The following is a 22,511-nucleotide window of genomic DNA, read 5'->3' on the forward strand; positions in this document are numbered from 1 at the left end:
GAACCGTGCAGACCATATCCGACAATGCCGCCAATGCCATTCAGGAAATCTTCGGCCGACCGAAGGCGCTGATCGGCATGGTGCACTGCCCGGCTTTTCCGGGTGCCCCGCGCTATCGCGGCGCGGCGATGGAAACCATCTACGATGCCTGCATGCGGGATGCAGAAGCGCTCATCGAAGGCGGCATGCACGGCATCATCATCGAGAACCACGGCGATATTCCCTTCTCGAAGCCGGAGGATATCGGACCGGAAACCACGGGCTTCATGAGCGTGGTGACCGATCGTATCGCCCGTGCCATCGGCGTGCCGCTCGGCATCAACGTGCTGGCAAATGCACCCATCCCGGCTTTTGCCATTGCGATGGCGGGCGGCGCGAAATTCATCCGCGTCAACCAGTGGGCGAACGCCTATGTGGCCAATGAAGGTTTCATGGAAGGCCGCGCGGCGGAAGCCATGCGCTATCGCTCCCTCCTGCGCGCCGAGCACATCAAGGTTTTTGCCGACAGCCACGTGAAGCATGGGGCCCATGCGATTACCGCCGACCGCACCATCGACGAACTGACCCGTGATCTCGCCTTCTTCGATGCCGATGGCGTGATTGCCACCGGACAGCGCACCGGCAACAGCGCGACCCTGGAAGAGATCGAGGAGATCGGCAGGGCGACGCATCTGCCGCTTCTGGTGGGATCCGGTGTGAGCGAAGCCAATATCATCGACATCCTGAAGCGCACCCAGGGCGTCATCGTCGCCTCGTCGCTGAAGCAGGGCGGCGTCTGGTGGAACCCCGTGGAACTGAGCCGAGTCCGTTCCTTCGTTAGCGCGGCGCAACCCGGTCTGGAAGGATAGGGCGGCATGATGAACGGTGCCGCAATCAACGGCGAAAGGCTTCTTGCCAATCTACAACGGTTTGCCGACATTGGCGCAACCCCCAAGGGCGGCGTCAACCGGCAGGCGCTGACCGCGCTCGATCGGGAGGCGCGCAAGCTTTTGGCGGAGATGGCCCTGCGACGCGGCTTTACGGTGTTCCAGGATCAGATCGCCAACCTCTTCATCCGCCGCGAAGGCCGCAATCCGGATCTGCCGCCGCTTCTGATCGGCAGCCATCTGGACAGCCAGCCGTCCGGCGGCAAATTTGATGGCGCGCTCGGCACGCTTTCGGCCTTCGAAGTCCTGGAAACGCTGGAGGATCAAGGCATCGAAACGGAGCGTGCGGTGGAGGTCGTCGCCTTTACCAACGAAGAAGGCTGCCGGTTTGCGCCCGGCTGCATGGGATCGATGGCGTTTTCGGCGGGAGAGATACCGGCAATCTGGCAGGATCTTCGGGCCGTCGATGGTGCCCCGTTCGCTGGCGAGCTTGCCGCGACGCTCGCAGGTCTGCCCGAAGCGACCATGCGTCCGCTCGGATTTCCGCTGTACGGCTATCTGGAGGTGCATATCGAACAGGGGCGGCTTCTGGAAAGCGAGGACCTCCCGATCGGCCTCGTCACCGGCATCCAGGGCACGCGGTGGCTGGATGTCGAGATGACGGGCCAGACGGCCCATGCCGGAACGACCCTGCTCAAGTTTCGCCGAGATCCGATGCGAGCGGTAACGCAGGCGCTGGCGGATCTCTATCAGCGGATCATGCCCGGCGACGACCAGGCGCGCTTTACCGTCGGGCGGATGTCCCTGCAGCCGGGAGCGGTCAACGCCATCCCGGACAATGTGCGCCTGACCGTAGACATCCGCCATCCGGATACGTCCGCGCTCGACGCGATGGAGCAGGTGATCGCCGACATGTTCGCCCGGCACGCCACGGCTCTGGATTGCGAGGCCTCCGTGACCCGCATCTTCGACATGCCGCCCGCGGCGTTTCCACCGTCGATGGTCGAGAGACTGGCGGCCTGCGCGGACCATCTGCAACTCCCGTCGCGACGAATGCTGTCAGGCGCATTCCATGATGCGCTCTTCATGAACCGGATCGCGCCGTCTGCGATGATTTTCGTTCCCTGCCGGGAGGGTCTCAGCCACAACGAACTGGAACATGTGGAACCGCATCATTCGGTCGCCGGCTGTGAACTTCTGGCCGCTGCGGTTCTGGATCTCGTCAGTGTCTCGCAAGACATGCCCGCGCATTGAACGAAGCCCGACAAAGGAGCGAAGTCACGACCGGAGACTCAATCAGCTTCGCGGTGCGCCCATTCCACGCGGTTACGCGCTTGTCGTGGTCCGAGGCCGACCGGGTTGAGCGGTGGCGGGATTGTTGTTCGACCTATGGCAGAGTGGAGAGAGGTGTGCCTTCAGACGACGATGGCCGGCGATCCTCAGGGCATGTATCCGCCGCCATTCACCCACAGGACTTGTCCTGTCATAAATCCACTTGCCGCAGAAAGCAGGAAATCGATAGGGCCGACAATGTCCTCGGGCAGCGCCAGCCGTTTCATCGGCGTCATGGCGCGATAGGCGTCCAGTGGAACGATGGATTCCCGATCCTCCGCGGAGCGACCCGTACCGCCGCGCAAAAAGGCGGTATCCACGAGACCGGGCGCAACGGCATTGAAGCGAACACGAGGTGCGTTTTCCACCGCAAATGTCTTGGTCAGCGCAATCAGCCCAGCCTTGGAGGCCGAGTAGGCGCCGTAGCCGGGGCGGACATGCGCGGCCAGACCCGATGCCACGTGCACGACCGCGCCACCCTCTGCCATGAGCGGCAGTACGGCCTTCGCGGCCAGGAATGCCCCGCGCAGATTGCCGCCGGTGATCTCGTCGAAATAGTCCGTTTCCGTCTCGCCGATGGGAGTGAGCGCGCTGTTGTAACCGGCAAGATTGACGAAGCCGTCCATGCTTGGCCATTGATCCGCGAGTGCCGCGAACGCCGTCTTGGCTGACAGTTCGTCGCGCACATCAATGGCAAGTCCGCTCGTTGCCAGCGCATGCCGGTTCAACGATTCGGCAAGGTCAAGGATGATGACCTCGTCGCCCTTGGCCAGCAGATGGGCGACAAGCGCGCGGCCAATCCCGCCGGCACCTCCCAAAACCGCGATGCGGCGGCTTTTCGACGTATCGAGCATCAGGCAGCCTTCTCTGTGCCGAGCGAGCGGAAGAAGGCGGTAATATCCGCTTCCGACACCACGTCGGCATACTTGGCATTCATGTCGAACAGGTTTGCCTCATGCGGTGCCGGATGCCGGTCGCCACAGGCATCTCGTACGACGGTGGTGATGAACCCGTGTGACATGGAATCGACGCAGGAGGCGCGCACGCAACCGCTTGTCGTGAGACCGGTCAGGACCACGTTATCGATGCCCATTGCCGTGAGTGTGGAGGCGAGCGATGTGCCGAAGAATGCGGAAGGGTACTGCTTGGAGACCACGATCTCGTCGTCCCGCGGCACGAGGCCCTTGGCAAATTCCGCCGTCTTCTGTCCCTTGACGAAGGACGCCAGGGGCTTTGCTTTTTCGAAGAAGCGGCCCCCGTTGAGGCCACCCCTCTGATAGGTGACTTCCGTGAGTATCACCGGGACGCCCATCTGGTGCGCCACCTCTCGGATCCGCAGAGCGGACTGAAGAGCGGCATCGACACCGGCATAAAGGACGCAGTCGGGATCGAAGTAGGCCTCCGCAAAATCGATCAGCACCAAAGCCGGACGACGGCCGAAGCCTGCCCGGTTGGAATAGGCTGCCTTGTAGTTGTCATCGAGATCCTGACTCATGACGTGCCCTTTCAGATTTCCGCAAAGCGGCGTTCGAAATCCCAGACGTCCTCGAAACCCAGCAACTTGTTGAACTCTGCGAAGGAGTAAAGGTCGATATCCGGCGAGGTTTCACCCTTCGCCTTCAGATCCTTGAACGCCTTGTCCAAGGCCGCGCCAACGCTGAGGAAGCCGAGGGCAGGGTGGATCGCGATGGCATAACCCAGTTCCTTGAGGCGTGCTGCGGAGAGAAGGGGTGTGCGCCCGCCGTTGACCATGTTGGCAAAGAGCGGCGCCTTGATGCGCTCGGCCACCGTCTTCATTTCCTCCTCGCTTTCCGGCGATTCCACGAAGACGACGTCGGCTCCCGCTTCCCGATAGGCATCCGCGCGACGAATTGCTTCGTCGAGCCCGAGACCCGTGCGGGAATCGGTGCGGGCGATGATCAGGAAATCACGGCTGGAGCGGGCGTCGCTTGCCACCTTCACCTTGCGCACCATGTCTTCGAGCGGGATCACCCGGCGGTTTGGCGTATGGCCGCACTTCTTCGGAAACTCCTGGTCCTCGATCTGGATTGCCGTCACGCCGGCCTCCTCGTATCCGCGAACGGTGTGGCGCACGTTGAGCAAGCCGCCGTAACCGGTATCGGCATCTGCGATCACGGGCGTCCTGGTCATCTTGACGATCTGGCTGATCCGCTCGACCATGTCGCGATAGGTTGCGAGGCCGGCATCCGGCAGACCGAGATAGGAGGCGACGGTGCCGTAGCCGGTCACGTAAAGCGCCTTGAAGTCCTGGCGGTCGGCAATCAGCGCAGAGATCAGGTCGAAGACGCCAGGTGCCAGAATGAAGTCCTTGGCCTCGAGGGCCTGCCGAAGACGGGGATCCGCCATGATGTTTCCTTCCTGTCGGTCTTGTATTTGAGGTGAGGTTAGTGGGCTGCCAGCAGACGGCCGAAATTGGGAAAGCGGTCGTCTATGCCGCTTGCACGCAGCATCGCCCAGAAGGTGGCCTGGTTGGAGGTGACGACCGGCACGCCATAACGCGCTTCAAGGCGCGCGATGAGCGGCAGCGTCGGAAAATCCGTGCAGGTGATGAGGATGGCATCGCTGCCGGGCACAAAACATTCGGCCACCAGCGTCTCAATCCGCTCAAGCGGGGTCTCGGCGATGCGCACATATTCGGAGGGCCCGCCGGCACCGATGCCCAATCCGATGAGCTTCGCCACCTGAAAGCCGTTCTCTTCGAGGAAGCCAGTCTCGTGGTGGTTCAGTTGGTCGTGGTAGGGCGTTACCACCGACAGACGCCTGCAACTGAGGGCATTCAAAGCCCCGATGATCGCTGCGGATGTGGTCACGGCGGTGACGCCTGTGGTGTGGGTCAGGTGTTCAGGCAGGCTTTCCACCGGGTTGATCATGGACCCGGCGGTACAGGCATAGGCAATCGCATCCACGCGCGCCTGTTTGAGCATGCCGAAGACCGCTTCCAGATCTCGCATCAGATGGGCCTTGCCCTCGACACTGGTCGTGTCCGGATGCAGGGCCATGCGATGTGTATGAAAGGTCACGCCTTCCGGCATCATGCGTTGCCATTCAGCTTCGTTCACCGTGTTGGTGGGCGGAGTGATCAGCCCGAGTTTTGTCCGGTAGGAATAGACCGATTTATGACGCGATGGCATCAGCTTCTCCAAATGTAGAGACATTATAGGTGATAAATCCGGTATATGTCGATATCTTTGTGGGCAAAGAGCACGTTGTCTTCATCCGGTTAGGTGCTGATGGTGTTGCGCGCCGCAAAAATGATGTAGTGCAAATCCGATGAAGGTCGGACGCCACGCGCGTAAAACGAAAGTGCGGAATGACGACGTACGAGGACAATACCCCCCTTGATAAGGCTGGCGACGGCTTGCCGCGATACGCGCAGATCCAGAAGATCCTGGAGGATCGGTTGATCGAAGGGGTCTATCCGATCGGCAGCCTGATGCCTCCTGAGCTTGAACTTGCGGTCGAGTTCAACAGCAGCCGAACGACAATTCGCGAAGCGTTGCGGTACCTGCGCGATCGCGGCTATGTCGAGCGGCGCCAGGGGATCGGCACCCGCGTGATCGCGGATACATCGCGTGCCACCTTCTACCAGTCGTTCGGCTCTCTCGAGGAACTGTTCCAGGTTGCCGTCGAGACCTACTACGTCGTGATGGACATCAAGACCGTGGTGCTCGACCAGGATGTGGCGGGCCTTGTCGGTGGCATGGCCGGGGAGGAGTGGATCCTGATCAACGGGGTGCGCTGGACCGAACCGGGCGGCAAACCGATCTGTTATATCCAGAGCTACGTGCCGAAGCGCTTCGAACACGTGGTGGCTGAGTTCCACGATCATCAGGGCCCATTTTTTGCCCTTCTGGAGCGTCACGCCGATGGGCCGATCGAAGAGGCGGTGCAGGAAATCCGCGCCCTGCCGATGCCGGCGGAGTTCATCCGGCAGTTGGGATTGAAGCCGGGCTCGTGGTCTCTGCAACTGCTGCGCCGTTACGTGACGCAGACGGGCGTGTTGATCGCGTCCTTCAACTGGCATCCGGCCGACCAGATGGCGTACAGAATGCACATCTATCGCAGCAAGGAAGCCGGCTCCGAGTAACGTGCGGAAACCGGATGCCTTGGCTGGAAGAATCGCGGGGCAGACGGGAGGTCGTCCCTGTTCGGGAGGCGTCGGGGTGGGCATCCTGACCGCTACTCTCATGGCACGAACTCCGGACGGTAGATCCCATCCACATCCAGCAGGATCCGCATGGCCGAAAAGTGCCGCAGATGTGCGGGGATCAGCAGCGCACCGGTCTCCACCGCACGTGCGAGCAGACCACGACGCGTGGCGATCGCCGCCTGCGGATCGGTGCAGAACCGGGTCGCCCAGTCCGGGTGAAACACCTGCACGGGTGAGTGAATAGCGTCGGCACAGAAGAAGGCCTGCTGTTGCTGGTGGCAGAGGCAAAGACCGAGTTGGCCGCCGGTATGGCCGGGAAGCGCGATGAGGTTGACGCCTTGGCACAGTTCATATCCGTCCTCGACGAGATCGACACAGCCCGCCTCGATGAGGGGCATGACACTGTCTGAAAACGAACCGTGATTGTGGCTGCCGGGTGCCTTCTCCTCCTCGGTGCGCCAGTGGTCGAATTCGCTCCGGCCGATCAGATATCGTGCCTTGCCGAAGGTCGGAACCCAGCGGCCATCGACCAACCTGGTGTTCCAGCCGATATGGTCCGCATGAAGATGCGTGCACATGACGATATCGATGTCGTCCGGCGAGAGGCCAACCGCAGCGAGCCTGTCGAGATAACCGGAGGCGACACGGGCATTCCAGTCGGCGCGGAGCGGGCGCGGTTTGTGTTCGCCGATGCAGGTGTCGATCAGAATGGTGAGCGTGCCGATCTGGAGGAGATGGCTCTGGACGCCGAGCAGGATCCGGCCCGTGTCAAAGTCCACGTGATGGGGTGCGAGTTCGGCTTCATGCGGTCGCAAGGTCTCGATGCTGCGGCCCGGAAACAGCAGATCAATCGGAAGCGCGAAGGGATCGAGATCGCCTATGGCAGACATGCGGGCAGGGCCGAAACTGAGCATCTGAGCCAGCCCTACATGATCGCCGGTTTATCGACCGACGGGCTGCGCGCGCGAGAGGCTGCCTCAAAGGCGGGAAGCGTCTCGTCCCACAGCCGGGCAACGAAGCGGGCGCCTGTGGTGCCGTTGGAGTCGTCGGCACACAGCCAGCCGATCATCCGCCGCATGATCGAGGCGGGCAGAAGATTGCCGTCCGCGCCCTTTTTGTCCGGGCTCGGCGGCAAAAGGTCCGTGTCGGCAGCGCCCCCGGGGAGGTAGACGTTTACGTCGACGCCGGTTCCTGCCAGATCCTGGGCCCAGACTCGCGATGCGGCTTCCAGACCGGCTTTGCTGGGGCCATAGGGTGAATAGCCACGGCGCACCATGGTCTGGTCGCTGGTGGAGATGTTGATCAGTTTGCCGAAGCCCTGTGCAACCATGTGCGGGACTGCGGCTCGCGCCATGTTGAAGGCGCCATTGAGGTTGATCTCGATGATGTCCCGCCAGGCCTCAGGGTCCGTCTCCCAAAAGCGCGTCGGTTGGATGTTGAAGGTTTCGGAGACGCGACGCATCCCCAGGCCGGCATTGTTAATCAACACATCGACCCGCCCGAAGGCTGCAATCGTCGATGCGACGGCCGCCTCGCATTGGGTATAATCCGTGACGTCGGCCACGAGGCCGATGGCGTTCCCACGCCCGCGGCGCCGTGCCTCGGCAACCGTTTCGTCAAGGGTCGAGCTCGCACGCGAGCCGATAACGGCTACCGAGGCACCCGCCGCCGCCAGAGCCAATGCCATTTCACGGCCGAGGCCGCGTGATCCGCCCGTGACAATGGCCGGGCGGCCGGTGAGGGAGGGGTAGGAGCCTGCCATGATCATGCTCCTGCGCCCATGCGCGGAAGGGTGCGCGGCGCGCGCGCAATGATCGTGGTCTTCATCTCGGTGAACATCGCCTGCGATCCCTTGGCGCCCTCACGGCCAAGGCCGGACTGCTTATAGCCGCCGAACCCCGTGCGCAGGTCGCGTATGATCGGTGTGTTGACCAGGACCGTGCCGGTGCGCAGCGCAGAGGCCGCCCGCATCGAACGCTGCAGATCCTGTGTCCAGACATAGCCCACGAGACCGAAGTCGCTCTCGTTGGCCTTGGCAATCACCTCATCCTCTTCGTCGAAAACCTGAATGGCGGCGAAGGGGCCAAAGATTTCTTCGCGGCAGATGGCGACCTCGTTCGACGGCGCCAGCATGGCTGTCGGTTCGAAATAGTAGCCGGTGGCAAGGCCACTGAACCGATGTCCTCCGCAAAGGAGAGTAGCGCCCTCGGAAAGACCGCTTTCAGCATACCGGGCCATCCGCTCGCGTTGTGCGGCATTGATCATCGGGCCGATTTCCGTTCCTTCCTGGATCGGATCGCCGATCTTCAGCGCCGGGACCCGGCGGGAGAAGGCTTCAATGAACCGGTCCGCAATCTTGCGTTCGATGAAGATCCGGCTGCCGGCCAGGCACATCTGACCGTTGTTCATGAAGGAACTCATCAAAGCGGCATCCAGCGCCTGGTCGAAATCGGCATCGGCAAACACGATGTTGGCCGATTTGCCGCCAAGCTCCATGGCGGAGCCCTTGATGCCCTTGGCCAGGGAGGCGAGGATCGCAGAACCGGTGACCGTGCCACCGGTGAAGGACACCATGTCGATGCCGGGATGGGAGACGAGTGCGGTGCCGGTGACCGGACCGCGGCCGTTAACCAGGTTCATCACCCCTTCCGGCAGGATGCCCTCGATGATCTCGAACAGGCGCGTCACGGTGAGAGGCGTGAGTTCCGACGGCTTCACGACGCAAGCGTTTCCGAACGCCAGCGCGCCTGCAATTTTCATCGCGGTCAGGCCAAGAGGCATATTCCACGGGCCGATCAGCGCACATACGCCGATCGGTTCATAGGTCACGAGGCTCATCAGGCCCGGTTCCTGGGTGAAAACCTCGCCGCCGGCCTGATTGATGTATTCGGCGAAAAACCGGAAATTGTAGGCGGCACGGGGAATGTGGACATTGCGCGTCTGACTGAGCGGAATGCCCGTGTTGATCGTCTCCAGGAATGCGAGCTCCTCGGCATGTGCGAGAATGGCATCGTGGATGGCGAGCAGAGCCTTCTGCCGTTCGGCCACGGTCGCGCGTCCCCACGGCCCCCTGTCGAAGGCCGTGCGGGCGGCGATTACGGCACGATCGACTTCCTCGGCGGAAGACTCGTAAAGCGTTGCCACCCGTTGTTCCGTGGCGGGGTCGATGACGGCAATCTCTTCGGTCGGGGAGGCGTCGGTAAAACGGCCGCCGACATATCCGCGGATAACAAGAGGGTGTCTGCTGATTTCGTTGCGTCGCGTCTGCACGGGCATTTCCTCGAATTGTTTTTGCTAAGCGCTACTGCCGTTTGCCGCCGCGGCTTGCGTCCCTAAGCGTTGGCTTGGTCGAAAGGATGTGGCCGGACATGGCTGCTGCCGCCCACTCGCTGTTGCGGGCGCTCAAGGCGGCATGAATGTCGCGGTGCTGCCCATTGGAGCGGACGACATCGACACGCTGGTCCATGACGAATTGTTTGACCAGGATGAGCGGCAGGGCAGCCGCCGGTGCCGTCAGGCGTTTCAACTGCGCCGAGCGCGTTGCATCCACAATCACGGTGTGGAACTCGGTGTTGAGGGTGAGAAACCGCTCCGCCACGGCATTGCTGGTGTCGCTTTCGATCTCTGCCATGGCGTCGATCAGATGCTTGAGGCGGGAAAGTTCGGCCGGCGTGATCTTCTGCGCGGCAATCGACGCGGCATAAGCTTCGTGCTGCGCGCGAAGATCGAAGATGATCGACACCTCTTCCGGTGAGAAGTGGGTCACGAAACGGTGGCGGTTGCTGACCGTCGCAAGTCCTTCGGTGGCAAGGCGCCGCAGCGCCTCGCGCACCGGTGTGCGGCTGGTGCCGGTCATGGCAGCCAGCATCTCTTCCGGCAGATGATCGCCGGGCTTCAGTTCACCGCGGAGGATGGCCTGGCGAATTCCCTGATAGGCTTTTTCGACCGGCCGTTGATGGTCCGTATCCCCCGCGTCTGCTCCACTTTGGCCCATGTCGAGATCATCGTGCCAGTCTTCGGTCATCGCGTCTTTGCCTCGATGTGGTGGGCGTGATTGTCCATGTACCAGGTCGCGATCTCCTCGCGGGTCGTGAACCAGACATCGTCGAACTGCTTGGCGTAACGGATGAAATCCCGCAGGGCCCGGATGCGATACGGCTGGCCGATGACATGCGGGTGCAGGCCGATGTTCATGAACTTGCCCGTCGCGGCACTTTCCGCATACAGCCAGTCGAACTGTTCCTTGAACATTTCCAGGCCGCCCTCTGCGCCAAGGCCCTGGCGCAGGAAGCTGAAGTCGTTGACTTCGGACGTGTAGGAGACCGAGACCATCGGCTTGCCGCTGCGGGTTTCAACCATGTAAGGCTGGTCGTCGTTCAGCAGGTCGCAGATATAGATGAGACCCTCTTCGGCAAGGATGTCGATGGTGTTGAGCGTTGAGCGCAGGGAACTCGAGAGCCATCCCTTCGCCTTGAAGCCGCAGAACTCCTCGTACACCTTCAAGGTCGCGCGAATGACCTCGCGCTCCTTGTCTTCATCGAACATGTTGTCGGTGAGGAGTTCGCTCTGCACGTAATTATGCGCAACGAGCTCCCAACTGCGGTCGAGCGCTGCCTGAACCACCTGAGGGCGCTCCAGCGCCATCTTGGCATTCATGGTGCAACTGGACGGAACACCTTCGGCATCAAAGACGTCGAACATACGCCAGACGCCCACGCGCTGGCCGTATTCACGCCAAGTGTAGTTGGCATTGTCGTAGACATTGCCGGGCAGGTCGCCGCCAACAATGCTCGGTCCGCCCGGATAATAGGGTTTGGCCGTCTCGCGGACGGGATCCCAGTACTCGAAGTTTGTCGTCAGGATGATGGCGAGGCGCTTGCCGTTCGGCCACCGGAGCGGCTTGCGTTCGCTGATCGGGATGAAGTCATACCGCATGATGCTGCCTGCTCCGCTCAGTGCTCGGACAGGAGCGAGCCCCAGCCCTGCACCTTGTCCTCAATGCCGTTCTGGCGCAGCGCATACCAATAGGTTGCAGTGTTGATGGCAATCACCGGTTTGTCCAGCCAGAATTCGGCAATGCCCGCGACACGGGCCATGGCGAGGTTGGTTCCGACCTGAACGATGGCTTCGACGCTCGAATCGTTCACCTCGTTGATGCTGTCGCGCAGTTCCTTCTCGCTCACATGCGCAATCAGCATCGGGCTCTGGCACTGCAGGCCCTTCAGGTGCACCACCTCATAACCGCAGTCGGAGAAGAACTTGATCACCTGCTTGTCGCCCACCGGCATATAGGGTGTCACCACGCCGATCCGCTTGATGTCACCATACTTGGCCAAGGCCGCCTGGCAGGCATCCGATCCCATCGTGACTTTCACGCCGGCACGTTCCTCGACGCGTTTTTGCAATTGCACCGAGCCATCCAGGCCGTCCCAGAAGGTTTCGGCCGACATGCCCATCACCAGATGGTCCGGTCTGCAGGTCATCACGGAATCGATCGATTGCATGATGGCCGCGCGAATATTGTCGATGAGCTTTAGAAAGTCCTCGTCACTGTGGACCGGATCATCCGGGATCGTGATGCGCGAAAAATGATTGGTGACGCCGACCGGACTCATCCGATCGAATTCCGGCTGCACGGAGGTGTTGGTGGAGGGGGCGATGACGCCAAATTTCTTGCGGTAACCCAGGCTGTCTACCATGATGAAATCCTTGCTGAATGTTGAGAACGGCGGTCAGGCGACGTCTTCCAGGTCGCGCAGCGACTGGATCATTGAGGACCGCATCAGATAGTTTTTGTGTTTGGCCGCATCATCGACGATACGGCGCAACTCGTCATGATAGGCGGCACGCGCGGCGGGATCGTTTTCCGCCATCATCTTGCGATTGCGCAGCGACTGCTCCTGAACCGTCTCGATGGCAACCTTCCGGCGCTGTCGGTTGTAACGCTCGGTAATCTCGAGAGGCGCCTTGCCGTTCCACACATCGATCAGCTTGTCGCACAGATTGACCGCGTCGTGGATGCCGCCATTCATGCCCATGCCGCCCAGCGGATTGTTGAGGTGAGCGGCGTCGCCGGCGAGGAAAACACGGCCCGCGACATAGGTCGCAGCCACCCGCTGGTGGACGCGGTACGCGGTTGCATGGACAATGTCGTAGGACCCGTCTTTTGGGCAGAGCGCCTGCAATCGGCGCTCCATTTCCGCCGGCGCCTTGATCTGCTCTTCCGTCTGGTTGGGGTCCGTCGGCAGCAGAACCCGCCAAAGGGACGGTGTGCGCAAAAGCACCGCCCACTCGCTAGGATCCGTGAGGTAGGCGATGGGCGCCAGATCCTCGATCGCTTCGTCGAACCGGAACGAGGTCGACATCGATAGGAAGATCTCCGGAATGGTCAGCCCGTCGAAAGCGATTCCCAGGGATTTGCGGATGGCGCTTCGTGCTCCGTCGCAGGCAATGAGGTATTGTCCGGACAAGTCGCGATGGGAGCCGTCTTCCACCTGTTCGATCGTCAGCGTCACGCCCGCATCATCCTGGGACACGGCAACGGCCTTCGCGCCATAGATGATTTCCACCTGACTGTCGCTTTCGATCACGGAACGCAGTTCTTCGGAAAGCTTCCATTGCTCGCATTGCAGCCGGTAGGGATGGTTCGTCTCACCCTTGAGGACGGCGAGATCGAAGGTGGCAATCACGCCTTCCTGGCGGTCGCGAAATTGCCATTTCGGGCAAACCAGGCCCCTCTCGACCAGCTTTTCACTGATTTGGAAGCGATCCAGCATGTCGAGCGTCGGTGGATGGAATGTGGAGGCCCGAAGATCTTTGGGAAGATCCGGACTGATTTCGATGATGGTCACGGGAATGCCTGCCTGCGAGAGGCAGCATGCGGAAACCAGCCCCACGGGCCCGGCTCCGACGATCAGCACGCGATTATTGTTCGCCCTCATTAACATTGGTTCTCCGTCAATGTTTTCCTTGACATGGGTCAAGTGCTAAACCATTGTGTACAACATGTCACGACATTTAAAGAGGCAATTTTGAAAATGTCGCGATTTTATGAAGGCGAGGCGAATTGCTGGGCGCCGCTGCACAGTGGCGTTTTAGAGCCCGGCGTATCTCAGCAGGTGCATTATCAATAAAACGAAGCGTCCAAAGGCGCTCGAACCTGGGAACGAAAGTTTTGTACATGACCTATACAGGGAGAATACCGCTTTTCTCATAAGTTGAATGTCGCGTGCGACGGTTCGGCGACCGTATATCAATTCCTGATCGGATGTTGTTAATGGTCGCTGTCTCGCTTCGTTTGTATACAAAGACCGAAGGGAAAAGCCTGTGTTGTTGTTGCAGCAGTTGTCGAACGGCGTGATGCTGGGGAGCGTCTACGTGACGGTCGCCGTCGCGTTCACTCTGACGATCGGCGTCTTGAACTTTCTGAATTTTACGATCCCGACATTGTTCATGCTCTCGGGTATGGCGGCATGGGCTCTGACGAAATGGGGCCTTCCGTTCGGACTGTCTGCACCGCTGCCGTGGCCAGTGGCGCTGTTGATAGCAATTGTTGTGACAATTGCCGCCTCCCTTCTCGTGGAGCGTTTCACCTTCCGCTACATGAAGACGAAGTATGGTGACGCCACCGAACATGCCATCCCGCTCGTCAGCTCCCTCGGCTTTCTGCTGATCACCGAAAACATGATCCGCATCGGTTACGGCACGGATCCCCAGCGCATGGCCGCCGTCAGCTGGGATACGACCATCGATCTCGGTGGCATTCTGCTGCGCGTACCGCAACTGACCAGTCTTGTCGTCGCCTTTGTCATCGTCGCCGGGCTGAACTGGGTCCTCAAGCAAAGCCGTGTCGGGCGCGGCCTGCGCGCCATTGCGGAAAACCCGGATGCTGCCAACATCCTCGGCGTCGATTCAAAGCGGTTGGTGCCCGTCATTTTCATGCTGACCGGCCTTCTCTGCGGCCTTGCCGGCATCCTGTTTGCCTTGAACTACGGCGAAGTGTCGCCCGGCATGGGAGAAGAGATCGGCTCGAAGGCGATCGCCGGCATGGTGATCGGCGGGCTCGGATCGATCTGGGGCGCTGTGCTCGGCGGTCTCCTCATCGGCATCGCGGAAATGCTGACCATCCATTTCTTCGGCGCGGACACGGTTCAGGTCGTCGTCTGGGGCCTGCTCCTGCTCGCCCTCTTCGTGCGGCCTCAGGGGCTGCTCGGCCATCACTCGATTGGCAAAGGAAAGCTTTGATTATGAGTGGCTACTGGACCGGGATTCTGACGATCCTCGCGATCAACATCATCATGGCCTATGCCATCTTCCTGCCGGTTGCGACCGGTCAGCTCAATCTGGGCGGCGCGGGCTTTCAGGCACTTGGCGCCTATACCGCGGCCTATCTGTCCGCCAACTACGGACTGACGGTGTGGACGACGATTCCCGCCTCGATCTTGGTCGGGGGCGCCGTCGGCGTCGCCATTGCCTTGCCGCTCTTGCGTACCAAGGGCGTTTATCTTGTGCTTGCAACCTTTGCGCTTGCGGAAGTCATTGGCGGCGCGATCCTCAACACCGAAGCTCTGGGGGGAGCCATGGGCATGTCGGTGCCGGATTACGTCGATTATCCCGTGCCGATGTGGTCTGCGCTGATCGTGACCCTGCTGTGCTTTTATCTGATGACCACCCGTTTCGGCCTCGCCATGCGCGCGGCGCATGACGATGACGTCGTGACCGATCTTCTGGGGGTCAGCGTGCGCGGCGTCCGTGTATCGGCCTTTGCCATCGGCGCGGCGCTGGCCGGGCTTGCGGGTGCCCTTTATGCCCACAGCTACAGCTTTGTCGAGAGCCAGAGCTTCAATGCGACGTTGTCCATCTATGTGCTGCTCTATGTGCTGCTCGGTGGCACGCAGACGCCCCTTGGTCCTCTGGTGGGCGCGGTCTTTTTTACCCTGTTACCGGAGGTTCTTCGCTCCGTCCTGCCCGAATTCAAAGGGTGGATCGCGACTGCCTTTGGTGAGAGCGGCAGCATCTCCCCGCCGGATGAAAGCTGGCGTTTCGTGATCCTCGGCGTACTCACCGTGCTCATGATGATGTTCCGGCCGGAGGGTCTCATCACGCGAACGATGGTCGCGCGGGTTCATAGCCGCTTTGCACGTCGCAGGCGCCTGGTTCGCGAGGTGACGGCATGAGCACCTCGACCGATATCATCCTGAGTCTTTCCAGCGTCTCGAAGAAGTTCGGCGGTCTGACGGTCACCTCCGATGTCAGCTTCGATGTGCCGCGCGGCGCCCGCATGGCCCTGATCGGCCCGAACGGCGCGGGCAAGACGACCATCTTCAACCTGATCTCCGGGTTCTACCGGCCGGATGCGGGTAAGATCGAGGTCGATGGGCAGTCGATCCTCGACTATCCCTCGCGCAAGCGCATAGGCCTCGGCATCGCCCGCAGCTTCCAGAACATCCGGCTGATGCCGCATCTGTCGGTGGTGGAAAACGTCATGCTGGGGCAACAGGCGCATGCCGGTTCCCTCATCGACATGCTGAAACCGCTGTCGTTCTTCGGCCGCTCGCATTGGCGAACAGAGGCAGAGGACCTGCTGGAGAAGATGGGTCTTGAGACCTATCCGGGGGAGGTTGTCGCGACGCTGCCCTATGGCGTCAGAAAGAAGATCGAGGTTGTGCGCGCGCTTGCCGCCAAGCCGAAGATCCTGCTGCTGGACGAACCCGCGGCGGGCCTCAATGGCAGCGAAACGAAGAGCCTCACCGAGTTTCTGAAGGGCATCAGCCGCTCGGGTGTCACGCTCTTGGTCGTGGAACACGACATGGGCCTGGTGCGCGAGCTATGCGATACGGCGGTCGTCCTGAACTTCGGCAAGAAGATCTACGAGGGGCCGACCGCACAGGTGCAGGACGATCCGCTGGTGCTCGAGGCCTATCTCGGTCCCAACCATGCCAAGGCTGCAAAATCGGGAGCGTCCCATGTTGCTTGAAGTGCGGGATCTGGATGTGCGGTATGGCCGCAACCATGCAGTCAAATCGCTCGATCTTGATGTGGCAGAGGGCGAGATCGTCACCGTTCTCGGCGCCAACGGGGCAGGCAAGACATCGCTGTTGCGGGCGCTGCAGGGGGCCGTCAAGACCACATCCGGCTCCATCCGGTTTGCCGGTCGCGAACTTGCTCAGTCGGTCCCGGCCGAACGGGTGCGCCACGGCATGGCGCTCGTCCCCGAAGGCCGGCAGATCTTCGTCAGCATGACGGTGCATGAGAACCTGCTGATGGGTGCGTATCTGCGTCGAGACAGCGACTGGGGCCGCGACCTCAAACAGGTGTATGACCGCTTTCCCAATCTCGCCGAACGGCGCGACATGAAGGCCAGCGTTCTCTCCGGCGGAGAGCAGCAGATGCTGGCGATCGGTCGCGCTCTGGTGAGCCGGCCGCGGCTCATCATGCTGGACGAGCCGTCCCTCGGGCTCTCGCCGCTGTTCGTCGCCAATCTCTTCGATCTGATCGTGGAACTCAACCGGTCCGGCATCAGCATCCTGCTGGTCGAGCAGAACACCGGCATGGCGCTCGACATCGCCGGTCGCGGCTATGTGCTGGAACTCGGTTCCGTGGTGCTGGCCGACGAAGCCCAGGCGCTCGCAGGCAACAGTGCTCTTACCCAAGCCTATCTCGGCGGCGGCCACGCCGCGGCAAACTGACATCGATCCTAGACCCATCGGCTTCAACGCCATCTTAAAGAACAAGGAGAGTGCCATGAAATCAGGTTTCCGTTTCCTCGCATCCGTTGCGCTGACCGTCTTTGTCAGCGGACCCGCACTCGCCGAAGACACGATCAAGATCGGCAATATTGTGACAACCGCCGGCGTGTTGAAGAGCATTGCTGAACCCGCCGTTGTTGCGGCCGATATCGCCGTCGACGAGATCAACGCTGCCGGTGGCATCAACGGCAAGAAAGTGGAGCTTGTCCGTTTCGAAGCCTCCTCGGATCCGAAACAGGCGTCGGTCGGCGCGCGCAAGCTTGCGCAGGATGATGGTGTTCTTGCCATCCTCGGTCCGTTTTCCTCGGCCGAATTTTCCGTGGCGCTCAACGATGCGGAACGGCTGAAGGTGCTGATGATGCCGAACTCGGCTTCGACGCCGGGGCTGACCGATGGCAAGACCTACAGCTACCGTCTGTCGGAAGATGAATCCAAGCAGTTCAGCCGTCTGCTGAAATCGATCAAAGCGAAGGGTGTGAAGGCGGATACCGCGGAGATCGTCTACATCTCCGACGAGGTGGTCTCCAATGCCGCCGGCACGAAACTCTATCCCGCCCTCCTGGAGGCGGCCGGCATCAAGCACGGGTCCCCGATCGCGGTCCAGTACAAGAGCTTCGACATGTCGGCCCAGGCGGCCCAGATCATGCAGTCCAATCCGGACATCGTTGCCATTGCCGGCACCCCGCCCTCCGCATCGAAGGTCATCAAGGAACTCCGTCGCCAGGGCTATAAGGGCCGCATCATCGGCTCGCAGATCTTTGCCGATCCCAACGTGCTCGAACTGTTCGGACCCGAAGGCGACGGGACGCTGCTCGTTGCCGGCTTCTGGAAGGGTTTTAACGCACGGTCCCAGGCGTTCAACGACAAGTTTGTCGCCGAAGCCGAAAAGCGCGGCATCCACAAGCTCGGCGCCCACCATTCCGACGCGCAGACCTATGACACGCTGTTCCTGATGAAGCAGGTGATGGAGAAGGCGGGCGTGACGGGCGATCCGTCGAAGCTTGCCGATGAGCGCGAGAAAGTCGTTGCCGCCATGCAGGGCGTGAACTTCTCCGGCATCCTCGGCGATAACATCTGCTTTGCCGGTCATGATGCCGAGCTTCCTGGCTATGTCATCGAGATCAAGGACGGCCAGTGGACCAAGTTCGACCAGGCCCCGGCTGATCCGTGCAAGTAATCGCTCGGCAGCGTCATTGCGACAGTGCACCACACTGATCTCCAGTGTGGTCAAACGCCCGGCCAGGATGTGCCAGGACCATGCTCAAAAAGAACAGAGGGAACAGGAAATGTTGAAACGCTTGATGATGAAGGTCGCAGTGGCGGGGACATTGTCTGCCGCCGTCGCCACGGGGGTCTGCGCCCAAACCGTCGGACTGGCAACGACCAAGGGAGGCGCAACGGAGCAGATCGCGACGGCCCTTGCCAAGACGATCACGGAAAAGGCTGGCGTCATGGTGCGTCCGCAGGTGATGGCCAACACGTCGCAATACCTGCCGCTGGTCGATGCCGGGCGGGTCGAATTCGGGATCGCCAACTTCCCGCAGACCGCCTATGCCATTTCCGGAACCGGCATGTCTGAGGGACAGCCCAGCCCGAACCTGCGCATGGTGGCCTCGCTGATTCCGTTCAATGCCGGTCTTATGGCAACCGAGAAGTCCGGCATGAAAACCATGGCGGATCTGAAGGGCAAGAAGGTGCCGCGCTTTCCGGCAAATTCGTTGGGCGACTTCATCATTCGGGCCTCGCTGCAGACCGCAGGTCTGACCTATGACGATGTCACATCGGTTCCCATCGCCAACTTCCCGGCCATGTTTCAAGCGCTGAAGGATGGCCAGACCGATGTGACCATCGCAACGGCCGGATCACAGTCGGTGCTCGATATCGAGGCGTCCGTGGGTGGCGTTACCTTCCTGACCTACAAGGACGGTGACGAAGCGGTGCTGGATACGCTGCTTCCGGGGACGGCGCTGAAGAAGGGCACCCAGCTGCCCAAGTCGCCCGGCATTTCCGCCGACACGAACATCTTCTTTTATGACTACACGCTGTTTGCCAGCGCCAGCGTTCCGGACGAGACGGTCGCCAAGGTGGCAAAGGCGCTTTACGAAGGCAAGGAAAGCCTGCAGGCGGCCGGGCCGATCTGGAGCGAGTTCGACCCCGCCAAGCTCGCCCATGTGACGAAGCTCGAGTATCACCCGGGTGCCGTGGCGTTCTACAAGAGCGTCGGCATCTGGTCCGGCAAGTGAGGACCGAATGATGGAAACGACGGCCGTCAAGGATGAGACCGCGAATGTGCGGCTGGACGAGATGGGGCTTGTCTCACGCTTCCTCTCCCTTCTGGTCCCGGTGCTCGCCCTCGTATGGGTCGTGGCTCTGCCCCAGCGCCTGGGCCTTCTGATCTATCCGGAACAGATCGTCGCACTGATGTTCGGGGCTTCGCTGGCCGTGGTTTATCTGCGCCGCAAGGCAGGCGATGCGCTGGTTCTGCGCATCGCCAACTGGGGAGCCGGCTGCCTCTCCATCGCGCTCGGGATCTATGTGTCCTGGCGCTTTCCCGTCCTGTCGGAGGCGACCCATCGTTACCCGACCGAGGCGCTGCTTCTCGGCATACTGGTCACGGCACTGAGCATGGAGGCGCTGCGCCGGGTCGTCGGGTGGACGCTGATCATCATCTTCGCGCTGCTGTTTGCCTATGCAGTCTTCGGTGACTGGGTGCCGGGCTCGCTTCAGGGACGGCCCATGGCCGCAGCCGATGTGTTGCGCTTTCTCGGCACGGATTCGTCCGCCGTCTGGGGGCAGACGCTGCAGATCGCGGCCTTTGTCGTCGTGGTGTTCGTTTTGTTCGGGGGGCTGCTGATTGCCTGTGGCGGTGGTGATTTCTTCACCCAGCTTGCCATGCGGGTGGCCGGACGCGGACCGGGAAACTCGGCCAAGGTGGCGGTGACGGCGTCGGCATTGTTCGGCACGGTGTCCGGCAGCGCCGTCTCCAACGTGATGTCGACCGGCATCATGACCATTCCCTTGATGAAACGCGCCGGGTTCACGCCGGCACAGGCCGGTGGCATCGAGGCTGTTGCCTCCACGGGTGGCCAACTCATGCCTCCGGTCATGGGAGCTGCCGCCTTCCTGATGGCCGAACTTCTGATGGTGCCCTATAAGGCGGTGGCGCTTGCCGCGATGTTGCCTGCCATCCTCTATTACTTGTCGGTCTACGTTCAGATCGATTTTATCGCGCGTCGCGACAATATTCCCTCTCTCTCCGGACTGGACCGGCGCGGCATCGTTTCCGTCGTCAGAGACGGCTGGCTTGCCGTTCTTGGCTTCGCCGTCCTGCTGTTCTGCATCTTCCATTGGAACATGCGAGCGGAAGTCGCCGCGGTCTGGGCATTTGCAGCGCTGGCTGTGACGGGTCTTGCGGCTGGTTTTGCCCGTTCGAGCAAACAGGGCATGAACTGGCGGCAGATGTTGAACGTGGTTATCGATACCGGTCGCACGACATGCGACGTTCTTCTCATCACTGCGGTTTCAGGCATGATCATCGGCCTCTTGTCCACCACGGGGCTGGGTTTTGCGCTGTCGATGTATCTGCTCGAATTCGGCGGCACGAGCCTGTTTGGCCTCCTGCTCGTCACGGCCTTGATCGGCATCGTTCTTGGTCTCGGCCTTCCCACCACCGGCGTTTACCTGCTGATGGCGGCGCTGGCCGCACCGACGCTCGTTCAACTCGGTGTCGAGCCGATGGCGGCGCACATGTTCGTTTTGTACTACGGTATTCTGTCGATGATCACGCCCCCGATCGCCCTGGCCAGTTTCGCCGCATCGAGCCTTGCCGGCGCGTCCAAGGGACAGACGGAAATCGAGGCATTCCGCTTCGGCTGGATCGCCTATTTCCTGCCGTTCCTGTTCATCTACAAGCCGGGGCTGCTGCTCATCGGCTCGTGGGCCCATATCGGCTATGTGTTTGCCAGTTCCGTGTTGGCGCTGGTTCTGGTCACGGGCGGCCTGGTCGGCCATAGCCTGAAGCCGCTGGGGCCGGCCTTGCGCTGTGCCTGGCTCAGCATCGGGCTCCTGGTTATTGCCCCTCTCGCCGAAATCGGTGGCGATTGGCTCGAATACGGCGTCAGCCTGATCGGCCTCGTGCTGCTGGTGTCGAGCCTGGTGCCGACACGGCGGGAGGCAAGCGTCAGAACCTGAGCAAACGATCATCACGCAGCGTCTTCGACGCTGCGTGATGCAAAAGTGGCCCTATCTCTAAATGTGAGAAAGAGCCGCCGCCATCCGGTGAAGCCCCTCTTCCAAGATCGCGCGGGGGCATCCAAAGTTGAGGCGGACGTACTGGTCGTAGGCCGTCCCGAACTCGGAACCTGCGCTGAAGGCGACCTTGCCATGGTCCAGGAAGAACGATTGCGCGTTGGGTGCCAGCTTCAAATCGCTGCAGTCCAGCCAGGCGAGGAAGGTTCCTTCCGGCGCGATACAGCGAATGCCCGGAAAACGATTTGCCAGTTCGCCCATCAGGAAGTCCCGGTTGGACTGCAGATAGGCCAGGAGGTCCGTCTTCCACGCGCCGGCACTGCGGAAGGCCGCCAGTGTCGCTTCGAGCCCCAGAATGTTGACGCTGTCGACCATGCCCAGCCGCGAGGCTGCGAACCGCTCGCGGATATCCGGATTCTGGATGATGGCAAATGCCGTCTTCAGGCCTGCGATATTGTAGGTCTTGCTGGCCGCCATCAGCGTGATCGTGCGGTCGGCGGCGTCTGCGGACGTGGTCGCGATCGGGATATGCTGGCGGACGTCAAGAAGCAGGTCGCAATGGATCTCATCGGAGATGATCAGCGCATCCCGGCTCTGGCAATGCGAAGCGATGCGCTCAAGTTCTGCCTGCGTGAACACCTTGCCTGTCGGATTATGCGGATTGCAAAACAGCAGAGCCTTGGACTGCGCAAGTTTTTCGCCAAACGACGCTTCATCCATCACCCAGCCGGAGGACGAGGGCGTAAGCGCGGCGTCCTGGCGAACGAGCCCCCAATGTCCAGGCGCATTCAAGATCGGCCGGTACATCGGCGTCTGGACGGTGACGGAATCTCCGGGCGCCAGCATCGCCTTCAGCGCCATGTTGAAGCCGGGTTCGACGCCCGGGAGGAAGACAATATCTTCCCGGGTGATCGCCCATCCGTATTTTTCCGCCATGTCGGCGACGATCTGGTCACGCAGTTCGGTCCGGGCGATACCGTAACCAAGCACCGGATGTTGCAGCCTCTCGTTGAGCGCGGCAATGATCTCCGGCGCGGCCGGAAAGTCCATGTCGGCAACCCACATGGGCAGCACGTTATCAGGATAGCGGCTCCACTTGGAGCTTCCGGTACCGTGCCGGTTCAAAACGGTATCGAAGTCGGTCAT

The 22,511-nt window shown here is 61.3% G+C and carries 22 protein-coding genes; 10 read left to right on the plus strand and 12 right to left on the minus strand.

All coding sequences use genetic code 11. The features are described from left to right. Positions 1 to 5 precede the first annotated feature (5 nt). Together G6N78_RS22840 and G6N78_RS22845 are read left to right on the plus strand one after the other, a co-directional pair. Complete coding sequence (locus G6N78_RS22840) at positions 6 to 848, plus strand: BtpA/SgcQ family protein (RefSeq protein WP_165224322.1); 843 nt, start codon at positions 6 to 8, stop codon at positions 846 to 848. Positions 849 to 854: 6 nt separating this feature from the next. Continuing rightward, positions 855 to 2,120, plus strand: a complete 1,266-nt coding sequence (locus G6N78_RS22845; RefSeq protein ID WP_165224325.1) for a Zn-dependent hydrolase — start codon at positions 855 to 857, stop codon at positions 2,118 to 2,120. A gap of 185 nt (positions 2,121 to 2,305) precedes the next feature. Here G6N78_RS22845 and G6N78_RS22850 read toward each other — a convergent pair whose 3' ends face one another. From G6N78_RS22850 to G6N78_RS22865, 4 genes are read right to left on the minus strand one after another with little or no spacing between them, the layout of a single operon-like run. Beyond that, on the minus strand, positions 2,306 to 3,052 hold the full coding sequence (locus G6N78_RS22850) for an SDR family NAD(P)-dependent oxidoreductase (RefSeq protein ID WP_165224328.1): 747 nt from the start codon (positions 3,050 to 3,052) through the stop codon (positions 2,306 to 2,308). Next, complete coding sequence (locus tag G6N78_RS22855; protein ID WP_165224331.1) at positions 3,052 to 3,693, minus strand: isochorismatase family protein; 642 nt, start codon at positions 3,691 to 3,693, stop codon at positions 3,052 to 3,054. Before G6N78_RS22855 ends, G6N78_RS22850 begins: the two co-directional genes overlap by 1 nt. Positions 3,694 to 3,704: 11 nt before the next feature. Beyond that, complete coding sequence (locus G6N78_RS22860) at positions 3,705 to 4,565, minus strand: isocitrate lyase/PEP mutase family protein (protein WP_165224333.1); 861 nt, start codon at positions 4,563 to 4,565, stop codon at positions 3,705 to 3,707. 38 nt (positions 4,566 to 4,603) lie between these two features. Next, on the minus strand, positions 4,604 to 5,350 hold the full coding sequence (locus tag G6N78_RS22865; protein ID WP_165224335.1) for a maleate cis-trans isomerase family protein: 747 nt from the start codon (positions 5,348 to 5,350) through the stop codon (positions 4,604 to 4,606). A gap of 179 nt (positions 5,351 to 5,529) precedes the next feature. Here G6N78_RS22865 and G6N78_RS22870 point away from each other — a divergent pair, with 179 nt between their 5' ends. After that, the gene (locus G6N78_RS22870; protein WP_165224337.1) at positions 5,530 to 6,306 is read left to right on the plus strand and encodes a GntR family transcriptional regulator; all 777 of its coding nucleotides are present in this window, start codon (positions 5,530 to 5,532) and stop codon (positions 6,304 to 6,306) included. A 98-nt stretch (positions 6,307 to 6,404) separates the two neighbouring features. Here the strand turns inward: G6N78_RS22870 and G6N78_RS22875 are convergent, their stop codons facing one another. Genes G6N78_RS22875 through G6N78_RS22905 form a run of 7 tightly spaced genes read right to left on the minus strand, consistent with a single transcriptional unit; the run spans position 6,405 to position 13,310 of the window. Continuing rightward, complete coding sequence (locus G6N78_RS22875) at positions 6,405 to 7,259, minus strand: MBL fold metallo-hydrolase (RefSeq protein WP_234906020.1); 855 nt, start codon at positions 7,257 to 7,259, stop codon at positions 6,405 to 6,407. 35 nt (positions 7,260 to 7,294) lie between these two features. Beyond that, on the minus strand, positions 7,295 to 8,131 hold the full coding sequence (locus tag G6N78_RS22880) for an SDR family NAD(P)-dependent oxidoreductase (RefSeq protein ID WP_165224341.1): 837 nt from the start codon (positions 8,129 to 8,131) through the stop codon (positions 7,295 to 7,297). 2 nt (positions 8,132 to 8,133) lie between these two features. Then, positions 8,134 to 9,639: an aldehyde dehydrogenase gene (locus G6N78_RS22885; RefSeq protein WP_234906021.1), complete on the minus strand. Its 1,506-nt coding sequence runs from the start codon at positions 9,637 to 9,639 to the stop codon at positions 8,134 to 8,136. Between the two features lie 31 nt (positions 9,640 to 9,670). Continuing rightward, on the minus strand, positions 9,671 to 10,393 hold the full coding sequence (locus tag G6N78_RS22890; protein ID WP_165224345.1) for a GntR family transcriptional regulator: 723 nt from the start codon (positions 10,391 to 10,393) through the stop codon (positions 9,671 to 9,673). Further along, entirely contained in the window at positions 10,390 to 11,304 is a 915-nt protein-coding gene (locus tag G6N78_RS22895; protein WP_165224347.1) for a polysaccharide deacetylase family protein, read from the minus strand. The genes G6N78_RS22890 and G6N78_RS22895 overlap by 4 nt, the downstream gene beginning before the upstream one ends. A 17-nt stretch (positions 11,305 to 11,321) precedes the next feature. After that, positions 11,322 to 12,068 carry a maleate cis-trans isomerase family protein gene (locus tag G6N78_RS22900; protein ID WP_165224349.1) on the minus strand — a complete coding sequence of 249 codons (747 nt, stop codon included), beginning with the start codon at positions 12,066 to 12,068 and terminating at the stop codon, positions 11,322 to 11,324. A 33-nt stretch (positions 12,069 to 12,101) separates the two neighbouring features. After that, on the minus strand, positions 12,102 to 13,310 hold the full coding sequence (locus G6N78_RS22905; RefSeq protein WP_165224351.1) for an FAD-dependent oxidoreductase: 1,209 nt from the start codon (positions 13,308 to 13,310) through the stop codon (positions 12,102 to 12,104). A 385-nt stretch (positions 13,311 to 13,695) separates the two neighbouring features. Here G6N78_RS22905 and G6N78_RS22910 point away from each other — a divergent pair, with 385 nt between their 5' ends. The 7 genes from G6N78_RS22910 (at position 13,696) to G6N78_RS22940 (ending at position 21,308) form a co-directional block, all read left to right on the plus strand. Then, on the plus strand, positions 13,696 to 14,613 hold the full coding sequence (locus tag G6N78_RS22910) for a branched-chain amino acid ABC transporter permease (RefSeq protein WP_165224354.1): 918 nt from the start codon (positions 13,696 to 13,698) through the stop codon (positions 14,611 to 14,613). Between the two features lie 2 nt (positions 14,614 to 14,615). After that, positions 14,616 to 15,545: a branched-chain amino acid ABC transporter permease gene (locus G6N78_RS22915; protein ID WP_165224357.1), complete on the plus strand. Its 930-nt coding sequence runs from the start codon at positions 14,616 to 14,618 to the stop codon at positions 15,543 to 15,545. Next, positions 15,542 to 16,345 (plus strand): ABC transporter ATP-binding protein, encoded by an 804-nt coding sequence (locus G6N78_RS22920; protein WP_165224360.1) that lies wholly within the window; start codon positions 15,542 to 15,544, stop codon positions 16,343 to 16,345. The genes G6N78_RS22915 and G6N78_RS22920 overlap by 4 nt, the downstream gene beginning before the upstream one ends. Then, positions 16,335 to 17,057: an ABC transporter ATP-binding protein gene (locus G6N78_RS22925; RefSeq protein ID WP_165224363.1), complete on the plus strand. Its 723-nt coding sequence runs from the start codon at positions 16,335 to 16,337 to the stop codon at positions 17,055 to 17,057. The genes G6N78_RS22920 and G6N78_RS22925 overlap by 11 nt, the downstream gene beginning before the upstream one ends. A gap of 55 nt (positions 17,058 to 17,112) precedes the next feature. After that, a complete protein-coding gene (locus G6N78_RS22930) occupies positions 17,113 to 18,294 on the plus strand; it encodes an ABC transporter substrate-binding protein (RefSeq protein WP_165224366.1) in 1,182 nt (393 codons plus the stop codon). 109 nt (positions 18,295 to 18,403) lie between these two features. Then, a complete protein-coding gene (locus tag G6N78_RS22935) occupies positions 18,404 to 19,360 on the plus strand; it encodes a TAXI family TRAP transporter solute-binding subunit (RefSeq protein WP_165224369.1) in 957 nt (318 codons plus the stop codon). 10 nt (positions 19,361 to 19,370) lie between these two features. Next, positions 19,371 to 21,308: a TRAP transporter permease gene (locus G6N78_RS22940; RefSeq protein ID WP_165224372.1), complete on the plus strand. Its 1,938-nt coding sequence runs from the start codon at positions 19,371 to 19,373 to the stop codon at positions 21,306 to 21,308. Between the two features lie 57 nt (positions 21,309 to 21,365). Here G6N78_RS22940 and G6N78_RS22945 read toward each other — a convergent pair whose 3' ends face one another. Then, complete coding sequence (locus G6N78_RS22945) at positions 21,366 to 22,511, minus strand: MalY/PatB family protein (protein WP_165224375.1); 1,146 nt, start codon at positions 22,509 to 22,511, stop codon at positions 21,366 to 21,368.

This window comes from Allorhizobium pseudoryzae, assembly GCF_011046245.1.
GTDB lineage: Bacteria > Pseudomonadota > Alphaproteobacteria > Rhizobiales > Rhizobiaceae > Neorhizobium > Neorhizobium pseudoryzae.

Coding starts and splice junctions, on each gene's coding strand:
- G6N78_RS22845 (WP_165224325.1), top strand. CDS start 855: ATGATGAACGGTGCCGCAATCAACGGCGAAAGGCTTCTTGCCAATCTA.
- G6N78_RS22850 (WP_165224328.1), bottom strand. CDS start 3,052: ATGCTCGATACGTCGAAAAGCCGCCGCATCGCGGTTTTGGGAGGTGCC.
- G6N78_RS22855 (WP_165224331.1), bottom strand. CDS start 3,693: ATGAGTCAGGATCTCGATGACAACTACAAGGCAGCCTATTCCAACCGG.
- G6N78_RS22860 (WP_165224333.1), bottom strand. CDS start 4,565: ATGGCGGATCCCCGTCTTCGGCAGGCCCTCGAGGCCAAGGACTTCATT.
- G6N78_RS22865 (WP_165224335.1), bottom strand. CDS start 5,350: ATGCCATCGCGTCATAAATCGGTCTATTCCTACCGGACAAAACTCGGG.
- G6N78_RS22870 (WP_165224337.1), top strand. CDS start 5,530: ATGACGACGTACGAGGACAATACCCCCCTTGATAAGGCTGGCGACGGC.
- G6N78_RS22875 (WP_234906020.1), bottom strand. CDS start 7,259: ATGTCTGCCATAGGCGATCTCGATCCCTTCGCGCTTCCGATTGATCTG.
- G6N78_RS22880 (WP_165224341.1), bottom strand. CDS start 8,131: ATGGCAGGCTCCTACCCCTCCCTCACCGGCCGCCCGGCCATTGTCACG.
- G6N78_RS22890 (WP_165224345.1), bottom strand. CDS start 10,393: ATGACCGAAGACTGGCACGATGATCTCGACATGGGCCAAAGTGGAGCA.
- G6N78_RS22895 (WP_165224347.1), bottom strand. CDS start 11,304: ATGCGGTATGACTTCATCCCGATCAGCGAACGCAAGCCGCTCCGGTGG.
- G6N78_RS22900 (WP_165224349.1), bottom strand. CDS start 12,068: ATGGTAGACAGCCTGGGTTACCGCAAGAAATTTGGCGTCATCGCCCCC.
- G6N78_RS22905 (WP_165224351.1), bottom strand. CDS start 13,310: ATGAGGGCGAACAATAATCGCGTGCTGATCGTCGGAGCCGGGCCCGTG.
- G6N78_RS22915 (WP_165224357.1), top strand. CDS start 14,616: ATGAGTGGCTACTGGACCGGGATTCTGACGATCCTCGCGATCAACATC.
- G6N78_RS22920 (WP_165224360.1), top strand. CDS start 15,542: ATGAGCACCTCGACCGATATCATCCTGAGTCTTTCCAGCGTCTCGAAG.
- G6N78_RS22925 (WP_165224363.1), top strand. CDS start 16,335: ATGTTGCTTGAAGTGCGGGATCTGGATGTGCGGTATGGCCGCAACCAT.
- G6N78_RS22930 (WP_165224366.1), top strand. CDS start 17,113: ATGAAATCAGGTTTCCGTTTCCTCGCATCCGTTGCGCTGACCGTCTTT.
- G6N78_RS22935 (WP_165224369.1), top strand. CDS start 18,404: ATGTTGAAACGCTTGATGATGAAGGTCGCAGTGGCGGGGACATTGTCT.
- G6N78_RS22940 (WP_165224372.1), top strand. CDS start 19,371: ATGGAAACGACGGCCGTCAAGGATGAGACCGCGAATGTGCGGCTGGAC.
- G6N78_RS22945 (WP_165224375.1), bottom strand. CDS start 22,511: ATGACCGACTTCGATACCGTTTTGAACCGGCACGGTACCGGAAGCTCC.